General features: G+C 71.5%; 5 protein-coding genes, 1 pseudogene and 1 riboswitch. Of the genes and pseudogenes, 5 read left to right on the plus strand and 1 reads right to left on the minus strand.

Annotated elements, in window-relative coordinates; genetic code table 11:
* Nucleotide 1: 1 nt before the first annotated feature.
* The gene (locus tag ABTW72_RS32110) at nt 2-5,833 is read right to left on the minus strand and encodes a ThuA domain-containing protein (protein ID WP_350865490.1); all 5,832 of its coding nucleotides are present in this window, start codon (nt 5,831-5,833) and stop codon (nt 2-4) included.
* A gap of 313 nt (nt 5,834-6,146) precedes the next feature.
* A riboswitch (TPP riboswitch) is annotated at nt 6,147-6,256 on the plus strand.
* Between ABTW72_RS32110 and thiE the strand changes: the two genes are divergently transcribed.
* From thiE to ABTW72_RS32135, 5 genes and pseudogenes are all read left to right on the plus strand, one after another.
* The gene (thiE, locus tag ABTW72_RS32115; RefSeq protein WP_350865493.1) at nt 6,251-6,877 is read left to right on the plus strand and encodes a thiamine phosphate synthase; all 627 of its coding nucleotides are present in this window, start codon (nt 6,251-6,253) and stop codon (nt 6,875-6,877) included. (Overlaps the previous riboswitch by 6 nt.)
* Nucleotides 6,874-8,040, plus strand: coding sequence for a glycine oxidase ThiO (thiO, locus tag ABTW72_RS32120; RefSeq protein WP_350865507.1), 1,167 nt, complete (start codon nt 6,874-6,876; stop codon nt 8,038-8,040). The genes thiE and thiO overlap by 4 nt, the downstream gene beginning before the upstream one ends.
* Entirely contained in the window at nt 8,031-8,231 is a 201-nt protein-coding gene (gene thiS, locus ABTW72_RS32125; protein WP_350865496.1) for a sulfur carrier protein ThiS, read from the plus strand. The genes thiO and thiS overlap by 10 nt, the downstream gene beginning before the upstream one ends.
* Nucleotides 8,228-9,007, plus strand: coding sequence for a thiazole synthase (locus tag ABTW72_RS32130; RefSeq protein WP_350865499.1), 780 nt, complete (start codon nt 8,228-8,230; stop codon nt 9,005-9,007). The genes thiS and ABTW72_RS32130 overlap by 4 nt, the downstream gene beginning before the upstream one ends.
* A pseudogene (locus ABTW72_RS32135) lies at nt 9,004-9,685 on the plus strand (thiamine phosphate synthase). Before ABTW72_RS32130 ends, ABTW72_RS32135 begins: the two are co-directional and overlap by 4 nt.
* Nucleotides 9,686-9,742: the final 57 nt, after the last annotated feature.

A 9,742-nucleotide genomic window follows, 5' to 3' on the forward strand; every position in this document is an offset into this window, starting at 1 on the left:
ATCAGAGCTGGCGACCGGGTGCCAGCCGGGTGGCATCGCCACCGAGCCGCCCGGTGCCCTTGACCGAGTCGCCGCCGTTCGCCTTGACCCCGGCCTTGCTGGCCGCGCCGCCGAGCCGAACGATCATGGCGTCGGCGTCCCGGATCAGAACGTCCCGGACCTCCGCCTCGGGCACCAGCGTGGCGTCGCTGGCGAGCGTCCGGAACGCGGTCAGCTGCCGGACGGCAGCCTTGTCGTCGCCGGCCGCCTCGGACGCGCGAACAGCGTCGAGCTTGTTCGACAGCTGCTTGTGCGCCTTGGTCGAGAGCCGCCCCGTCGCCTTGAACCGGTCCAGCAGACCCTGCATGTCCCGGAACGAGGTGGTGACGAAGAACCGGACCGTCGAGGTGGTCTTGTTGCCCGCCTTGTCGGTCGCGGTAACGGTCAGCTCGTGCAGGCCGAGCGACAGGTCGTACATGGCCTGCAGGGTGCCACTGGTGTACGCCTGGCCGTCGAGCTGACCGACCACGCTGGCGATGCCCGAGGTCGGGTCGACGGCCTGCCAGGCCACCCGGACGTCCTGGCTGTCGCCGTAGAGCTGGCCGTCGGCCAGCCCGGACACCAGCAGCGTCGGCTTGGTGCCGTCGATGCGAAGCACCGCCGACTTCAGCGTCTCGACGTTGCCCGCCTTGTCCGCCGAGCGGAACAGCAGCTCGTGCTGCCCGTCACCGGTCACCTCGATTGGCGTCGAGTACGGCGCCCACGCGCCCCCGTCCAGCGACCACTCCACCGTCTTGACGCCGGAACCGGCATCGGTAGCGGCCAGCACGACCGGGATGGTCCCGTTGTGCCAACCGGCGTCGTTCGCCGGAGCGAACGTCGCCGAGGTCACCGGCGCGGTGGCGTCGATCTTGACCGAGACGGTCTTGGTCGCCTCCACGTTGCCGGCCTTGTCCGTCGAGCGGAACCGGAGCTCGTGCTCGCCGTCCCCGCTGACCGCCACCGGAGCGGTGTACGCCGTCCAGGTGGTGGCCCCGTCCAGCTGGTACTCCGTACCGGCGAGCCCGCTACCGCCGGCCTCGTCGGCACCGGTGAGCGTGATCGTCACCGGCCCGGTGTGCCACCCGTCGGTCGGGGTGCCGGAAACCGCCGCGGTGGTCACCGGCGCCGTCTCGTCGGCCACCTTCGTGCTGAGCCGGAAGTAGTCGAACGAGGCGGTCTTCGACGCCGTCTGGTTGGCGCCGAGGGTGAACAGCCCCACCTTCGGGGTGGCACCCACCGCGGTGTTGGTCAGCGCCTCCAACGCGGTCCAGGTCGTCCCGTCCGCCGAGTACGACGCGGTGAACGTGTTGCCGACACGCGCCAACCGCAGGTGCCACACCGCCGAGGTCAGGTTGGTCACCTCCGGCTGCGGGTTCTGCACCGTACCGGCGATCTCGCTGCGGAACTCGATCCGCCGCGTCACCGCCGAGCCGGCCTGGTTGTCCGCGATGAAGTCGAACTTCAGGTAGTTGTCGTCGTCGGCCTGCACGAGCAGACCGGCCTGCTGGTACTGCTCGTTCAGCAGACTGCCGTCGACCTTCGTCTCCAGGGTCCAGTCGCCCGACGGCGCGGTCTGGAGGATGAAGTTCTTCGGCCCGGTGTTGTCGGTGCCGTAGATGTCACCGTTGGGCACGTCGATCCGCAACGCGCCACCGGTGACCCGGTAACCGGTCGGGTCCTCCCGCAGGATCGCGTCCCACCGGCACTTGTCCAACGTGCTGCCGGTGAACTCGTCCGACGGGTCGACCGGCCCGGCCGGAGCGTCCGGCGTCACCTGGAACGAGTCGAAGGCCGCGTCGACAACCGGTGCCTCGGTGCCACCGTTGAGCGCGAAGACCCCGATCCGCGGGTTGGTGATGCCGGCCAGCGCTGCCGAACGACCGACCGCGGTGAACGTCTGTCCGTCGGCCGAGACGGCCGCGGTCAGGTTCGTCCCGTCGCTGGTGACCCGCAGGTACACGGTGTCACCGGCAGGCGCGTTGGTGGCGTCGGCAGACTCGTTGCGCGGCGTGCCCGCCGTCTCCCGGATGAACTCCACCCGCCGGCTGCCGTTGTACAGCAGGTCCAGCTTGGCGTAGTTGTCGTCGTCGCCGTACACCAGCAGGCCGGCCTGCTGGTAGTTGGCCGTCACCGGCAGGGTGACCTTGGTGGTCATCTCCCACGCGCCGGTCGGGGCCGCCTGGAGCACCAGGTTGGTGGCGTCGTTGCGAGCGCCGTAGAGGTCACCCACGCCGGTGGGCAGTCGCAGCGCCCCGCCACTGAGCGAGTAGAGCTGGTTCTCCCGGACGACGCTGGTCCAGCGCTCCTTGTCGAGGCTGTTGCCGTTGAAGTCGTCCGAACGCGCCCCGAAGCAGGACGTGTCCGGCGCGTCGACCCGCACCGGCACGGTGGCGTACGACTTGGCGCCCTTGCTGTCGGTCACCGTGAGGGTGGCCGTGAAGGTGCCCGGGCTGGTGTAGGTGTGGCTGGCGTCCACTGTGGTCGCCGAGCCTCCGTCACCGAAGTCCCAGGCGTACGTCAACGGGGTGTCGCCCTCGGCGTCGGTGGCCGTGCCGTCGAAGGCGACGGTGACCGGTGCGGTGCCGGTGGCCGGGGTGGCCGTGGCGCTGACCACCGGCGGCCCGTTCTCGGTGACACCGCGGCCGACGAAGTCCATCCAGTTGACGTTGAACAGCGAACCCGTTCCGCCGTTCGGATCGCGGGCCAGGAAGTACAGCGAGCCGCTCGCGGCGCCGGTGACCGGTGCGCTCACGTCCGTGTACGTCTGCCACGCGCCGGTCGACGGTACGACGGCCGTGGCGACCACCGGTCCGTCAACCGCACCCGCGCGAACCTCGATCCGACCGCCGGCGGCGGCGGAGGCGGCCCGGAAGCGGATCTCGGTGATGTTGGTCAGGTCCGCCGGAGCGACCGACCACCAGTCACCGTCCTCGATGAACGCGACGCTCTGGCCGCCACCGGCGGTGTCGGCGCCGGCTTCCCGCTGCACGCCGGGGTCGCCACCGCCGGTGCTCACCGGGGCACGCCCGGTGGCGGTGAAGTACTCGGCCTGCTTCTGCTTCGGCTGAAGGACCTCGATCTGCCGACCGGTCAGGGCACCGGCACCGCCGGCACCACCCTCGTCGGTGTAGGTCGCCTCGAAGACCGCGAAGACGTTCGCCTCGGCGCCGTGCCCGGAGGCGAGCGACGTCTGGACGGTGCCGGTGCAGCCGGTGTGCTGCTCCAGCGGGTGAGCGTGCTCGTCGTGACCGAGCAGCACCTGAAGCTGCACCCGGTCACAGTCGATCTGCCCGTCCTCGGGGTCGGTCACCTTGATCGAGTAGCGGACCTGGTCACCCCAGTTGAAGAAGCCGCCGTCCGGTGGGAACTCGATGGAGACCGTCGGCGCGGTGTTGCCCACGGTGACCGGCACGTTGGCCACCGCGGTCCGGCCCTTGGGGTTGGTGACGGTGAGCTGGGCGGTGTAGTTGCCCGCCGTGGCGTACGTGTGGGTCGGATTGGCCTCGGTCGAGGTCTGCCCGTCGCCGAACGTCCAGGCGTAGGTGAGCGTGCCACCGTCCGGGTCTCGGGAACCGGCGCTGGAGAAGGTCACCGTCAGCGGCGCCGGACCCGAGGTCGGGTTGGCGGACGCCGCGGCGATCGGGGCGCGGTCACCGGCGGTGTAGTCGATCCGGTAGACGCCCGAGTTGTCGTTGTTGCCGCCGAAGCCGCTGCCCCACTCGATCAGGTACAGCGCCCCGTCCGGGCCGAACTCGAAGTCCATCGGCCGGACCATGCTCATGCCGGTGAGCAGCTGGTTGATGTCCACCAACGACTTGCCGTCGGGGGTCAGCTGCATGGTGTACATCTTGTTCTGGTTCCACTCGCCGAGCAGAGCCTTGCCGTCGTAGTACGCCGGCCACTTGCGGTTCGAGTTCAGGTCGGCGTCGTAGCGGTAGACCGGGCCGCCCATCGGGGCGCCGCCGCCACCGATCTCCGGGTAACGCGCGTCACCGGCGTACCCGTAGTCGACGGTCGCCGGGACCACCGGCGGGAGGTTGGTCAGACCGGTGTTGTTGGGCGAGTTGTTCACCGGGGCCGCGCAGTCGAACTTCGGACCGCTCGGGCCGGACGGGAACGTGTAGTCGTTGTACGCCTCGTTCGTGCCCGTGCAGTACGGCCAGCCGTAGTTGCCCGGGGTGACGACGTTCCACTCGACCAGACCGCGGGGGCCCCGGTTCGGGTTGTCCGCGTTGGCGTCCGGGCCGTAGTCCGCGACGTACAGCGTGTTGGTCTTCGGGTCGGTGCCGATCCGGAACGGGTTGCGGAAGCCCATCGCGTAGATCTCGGGACGGGTCTTCTCGGTGCCCGGCGCGAAGAGGTTGCCCGCCGGAACGGTGTACGTCCCGTCGTCCTCCGGGTGGATCCGGATCACCTTGCCGCGCAGGTCGTTGGTGTTGGCGGAGGTGCGCTGCGCGTCGTAGTCCTGGCGGCCCGACCGCTCGTCGAGCGGCGAGTACGAGTTCGACTCGAACGGGTTGGTGTTGTCGCCGGTGGCCAGGTAGAGGTTGCCGTCACCGTCGAAGGCCATGCTGCCGCCGGCGTGGCAGCAGGTGTTGCGCTGCGTGTCGACCCGTAGCACCTGCTTCTCGCTGGCCAGGTCGATGGTGTCGCCGGTCACCGTGAAACGGGACAGCAGGTTGCGGGTGACCCCGTCGTTCGGGGCGTAGTACAGGTACACCCACTTGTTGGTGGCGAAGTCCGGGTCGAGCCGGATGCCGATGAGGCCGTCCTCGTTACCGGTGAAGACGTCCAGGTCGACGGCGGTGACGGTGTTGCCGGTGTCCGGCTTCACGATCTGCACGCGACCGTCGCGTTCGATGTAGAAGACACGCCCGTCGGGGGCGACGTCCAGCTCCATCGGGTTGCTGGTGTTGCTGTCCAGCGTGACCTTCTCGAAGTTCGAGGTCTTCGAGGCGCCGCAGTCGGCGTTCTCGACACCGGCCGCGGTGCGGATGCCGCCGAGCAGGTGGGAGAGGAACTCGGGCTCGGCGTACGACTCCCGGGTGTGCCCGCCGCCGGTGTACCAGGAGCGGCCACCGTCGTAGTCCTGGCACCAGGCGATCGGGTGGTCCGCACCCATCGCGCCGGCACCGGCGGTGTAGCTCTTCTCGTCCAGGCTGGCCAGCACGTGCACGTCCGGCCGGGGGTTGGTCTGGTAGTTGTACCACTCGTCGAACCGGGACCACCGGTCCGGCAACCCGGCCGTGGACGGGTGGGCGTGGTCCTCCACCTTGACCGTGGCCTGCTGGTTCTGCGGGTGGTTGGCGAAGTACGCGCCGACCAGGTCGCCGTACCAGGCCCAGCTGTACTCGGTGTCCGACGCGGCGTGGATGCCGACGTAGCCGCCGCCGGCCTTCACGTAGCGCTCGAACGCCGCCTGCTGGTCGGCGTTGAGCACGTCACCGGTGGTGGAGAGCCAGATCACCGCCTTGTACTTCGCCAGGTTGGCGTCGTTGAATGCGGCGCCGTCCTCGGAGTTGTCCACCGTGAATCCGTTGTCGACGCCGAGTTGCTGGATGGCGGCGATGCCGGTGGGGATGGAGTCGTGCCGGAAGCCGGCGGTCTTGGAGAAGACGAGGACGGAGAAGGGATCGGCCGCGGCCTTTGGCGCCTTCGGCGCCACCTGGCTGACCGGGGCTGCGGCTTTCGCATCCCGTGGGGGAACCTGGGCGGCCGCCTGCGCGGGCGCGCCGAACAGGGTGGTCGAGGCCATGGCCAGGGAGATCAGGGTTGCGGTGATGGGTACGCGGGCACGACGAGAACGGGACACGCCGCCTCCTGTGTCGTAGTGACAGAGCTCGCGGGAGTCGGCTCGCCGAAGGCCGTCCCTGATGGAGCCGGTGGTCACACCGTGCCAGGGTGCCCCCACCGACATTTTGTCGAATCGCTGAACAAATTAATTCGGCTCGCTCGATGTCGGGCAAGATGCAGACGGGTAACGGTTCTGCAACGGGGGGCGACATTCCGAACAGGACCGTATGAAGTGCCCCATTGGATCTCGCTCGTTTTTGACGCGGTCCGGTCAGCCGCCACCGCCGACCCCGCGCCTTGGCAGGCCGGCGGATCTGTCGTACGGTGACACGCAAGTAACCCACGGGAGCCCGGTGTACCGGGCTGAGAGGGGGGCTGACAGCCCCCGACCGTCGAACCTGATCCGGGTAATGCCGGCGCAGGGAGGAGCGTTGCCGTGCCGTCCCTGGGGCGATTGCATCTCATCACCGACACCCGACCCGGTCGCGACCCACTCGTCGTGGTTCGCGCCGCCCTCACCGTGGCCCACGCCGACCTGGTGGTGCAGGTCCGGGTCGAGGATTCCGCCACCGACCGCGAGGCGTACGACCTGACCAGGCGGGTGCTCGCGCTCTGCGCGTCGTACCGGGCGACCTGCCTGGTCAACGACCGGTTGCACGTGGCGCTGGCGGTGGGCGCCGCCGGTGGGCACGTCGGCGCCGACGATCTGCCGGTCGCCGCCGCCCGCCGGGTGCTCGGCCCCACCGGTGTGTTGGGCGCCACCGCTCGCGCGCCGGGCCCGGCGCGCGAGGCCGTCGCGGCGGGCGCCAGCTACCTGGGCGTCGGGCCGTGTCACACCACCAGCACCAAGACCGGCCTGCCGGACCCCATCGGGCCCGCCGGGGTACGCGCCGTCGTCGACGCCGTCGACGTTCCGGTCATCGCGATCGGCGGAGTGACCGCCGCCCGGGTGCCGGCGCTGCGGGCTGCCGGGGCGTACGGGGTGGCGGTGGTCGGTGCCCTCTCCGCCGCAGCCGACCCGGCACGGGCAACCGCCGAGCTGATCGAGGCCCTGACGTGCTGACCGGCCGGTCCCCGTCACCGCCGTCGAGCGACCGGGTCCGGCCGGACGTGGCAGTGGTGGGGGCGGGGCCGATCGGGCTGGCGATCGCCTGGCGTTGCGCCGCGCGTGGACTGCGGGTGGCGGTGCACGATCCGGTGCCCGGCTCGGGTGCGTCGGCGGTGGCCGCCGGCATGCTCTCCCCGGTCGCCGAGGCGTACTTCGGTGAGCGGCAGCTGACCGGGTTGCTGCTGGCGTCCGCCGCCCGCTGGCCGGCGTTCGCCGCCGAGTTGACCGAGACGACCGGGGTCGAGATCGGCTACCGGACCGAGGGCACCCTGATGGTCGGGCTCACCGGCGACGACCTGGCCGAGGCGCGCCGGCTGTGGGCGTACCAGCAGGGGTTGGGTCTGCCCGTGACGCCGCTGCGCCCCAGTGAGCTGCGCGACCGCGAACCGGCGCTCGCCCCACGGGTGCGCGGCGGCGCGCTCGCGCCCACCGACCATCAGGTCGACCCCCGGCTGCTGGTGCCGGCGCTGCGCACGGCCGCACAGCGGGCCGGCGCGGTGCTCGTGCCGCAGCCGGTCCGATCCCTGTCCGATGTGGACGCACCGGTCACCGTGGTCGCCGCCGGCTGCGGGGCGGCCGCGCTCACCGGCCTGCCCGTGCGGCCGGTGAAGGGTCAGATCCTCCGGCTACGCGCGCCCGACGGCGTCGCGCCGGGCTTCCGGCACGTGATCCGGGGGTACGCCGACGGCGAGCACGTCTACCTGGTGCCCCGCGCCGACGGTGAGGTCGTGCTCGGCGCGACGGTCGAGGAGCGCTCGGACACCACTGTCACCGCCGGTGCTGTGCAACGGCTGCTGCGCGCCGGGGTCGACCTGATGCCCGAGCTGGCCGAGTACGACCTGGTCGAGGCGGTCGCCGGGCTGCGCCCGGGCACCCCGGACAACGCGCCGATCCTCGGGCCGCTGCCCGACCGACCGGACGTCCTGGCCGCCACCGGGCACCACCGGCACGGCATCGTGCTCACCCCGATCACCGCCGACCTGATCGCCGACCTGGTGCTCGGCGGCGTACCCGACCCGCTGCTCGCGCCCTTCCGGGCCGACCGCTTCGGCGGCGCCACCGCGGTGGCCGCGTCGGGCGGAGCTGAACCGACGTTGGAGGGGGACCTGTGGAGTTGACGGTGAACGGGGCCGGGCGCAGCGTCGCCGCCGGTGCGTCGGTGGCGGACCTGGTCCGCGACATCGTGGCGCAGCCGCGTGGGGTGGCGGTCGCGGTCAACGGCGAGGTGGTGCCCCGGGCCGGCTGGCCGGCGCGGGCACTGCACGACGGTGACCGGGTCGAGGTGCTCACCGCGGCGCAGGGCGGGTGAGCGGCGTGCCCTTCGAGCTGGGTGGGGAGACCTTCACCTCACGGCTGATCCTCGGCACCGGCGGTGCCGCGAACCTGCACGTCCTGGAGCAGGCGATCCGGGCGTCCGGCACCGAGCTGGTCACCCTGGCGCTGCGCCGGGTGGGCACGGCACCGGGCTCCACGGGTGGGCTGCTGGAACTACTGGACCGGTGCGGCGTACGCCTGCTGCCGAACACCGCCGGCTGTCACACCGCCACCGAGGCGGTGAAGGTGGCCCGGTTGGCCCGGGACGCGTTCGACACCGACTGGGTCAAGCTGGAGGTGATCGGCGACGAGCGGACGCTGCTGCCCGACGGGGTGGAGCTGCTCCGCGCCGCCGAGGAGTTGGTCGCCGACGGCTTCACCGTGCTGCCGTACACCAGCGACGATCCGGTCCTCGCCCGCCGCCTCGCCGACGTGGGCTGCGCCGCGGTGATGCCGGCCGGCTCCCCGATCGGTTCGGGGCTCGGCATCGGCAACCCGCACCACATTCGACTGATCCGGCAGGGTGTGGACGTGCCGGTGATCCTCGACGCTGGCATCGGCACCGCGTCCGACGCGGCGCTGGCCATGGAGCTGGGCTGTGACGGGGTGCTGCTGGCGAGCGCGGTCACCCGCGCGGCCGACCCGATGGCGATGGCCACGGCGATGCGGTACGCGGTCGAGGCGGGCCGACTGGCGGCCCGGGCCGGCCGGATCGAGCGCCGCTTCCACGCGCTCGCCTCCACCCCCGACGAGGGAAGACCCGAGCTGTGACCGCGCCGTCCGGGGTTGTCGTGTTGACCGACCGGCTCGTCGCGCGCAGCGGGCTCGACCGGGTGGTGGCGGGAGCCGTGGCCGGGGGAGTGCGCTGGGTGGTGCTGCGGGAAAAGGACCTGCCACGCGCCGAACGTGCCGCCCTCGCCGCCGACCTGCGCGCGATCCTCGCCGACGTCGGCGGAACCCTCATCGTGGCCGGCCCCGACCCGCTCGGCGGTGACGCCGTGCACCTGCCCGCCGCAGGCCCGTACCCGCCGCCGGCCCACGGCCTGGTCGGCCGCTCCTGCCACAACGAGAACGAGCTGACCCGCCTGACCACCGAGCACTACGCCACCATCTCCCCGGTCTGGCCCACGAGAACGAAACCGGGCTACGGCCCACCCCTGGGCCCGGACGGCCTCGGAAAGCTGATCGAGGTCAGCCCCGTGCCCCTGCTGGCCCTCGGCGGAGTCGAAACCCCAGACCAGGTATCCGCCTGCGCCGAGGCGGGAGCCGTCGGAGTAGCCGTCCTGGGCGCGCTAATGCGAGCCGAAGACCCCACCGACACAGCGGCGAGTCTGACCAGCGCCTATGTCGAAGCGGTCACCCCTGAGCCGACCCAAACCCGGCGCGGGGTCACCAAGGTCTCCACGTCAGGGCTGCGGCCGACCGTGCCCACGCAGGGATCAAGCCTGACCGCCCGGAGTGGGCCGACCTGGACGGCACCCACGACACCGACCCCGGCCAGCATCG

It is taken from the genome of Micromonospora sp. NPDC127501 (genome assembly GCF_040302185.1).
Taxonomy (GTDB): Bacteria; Actinomycetota; Actinomycetes; order Mycobacteriales; family Micromonosporaceae; genus Micromonospora.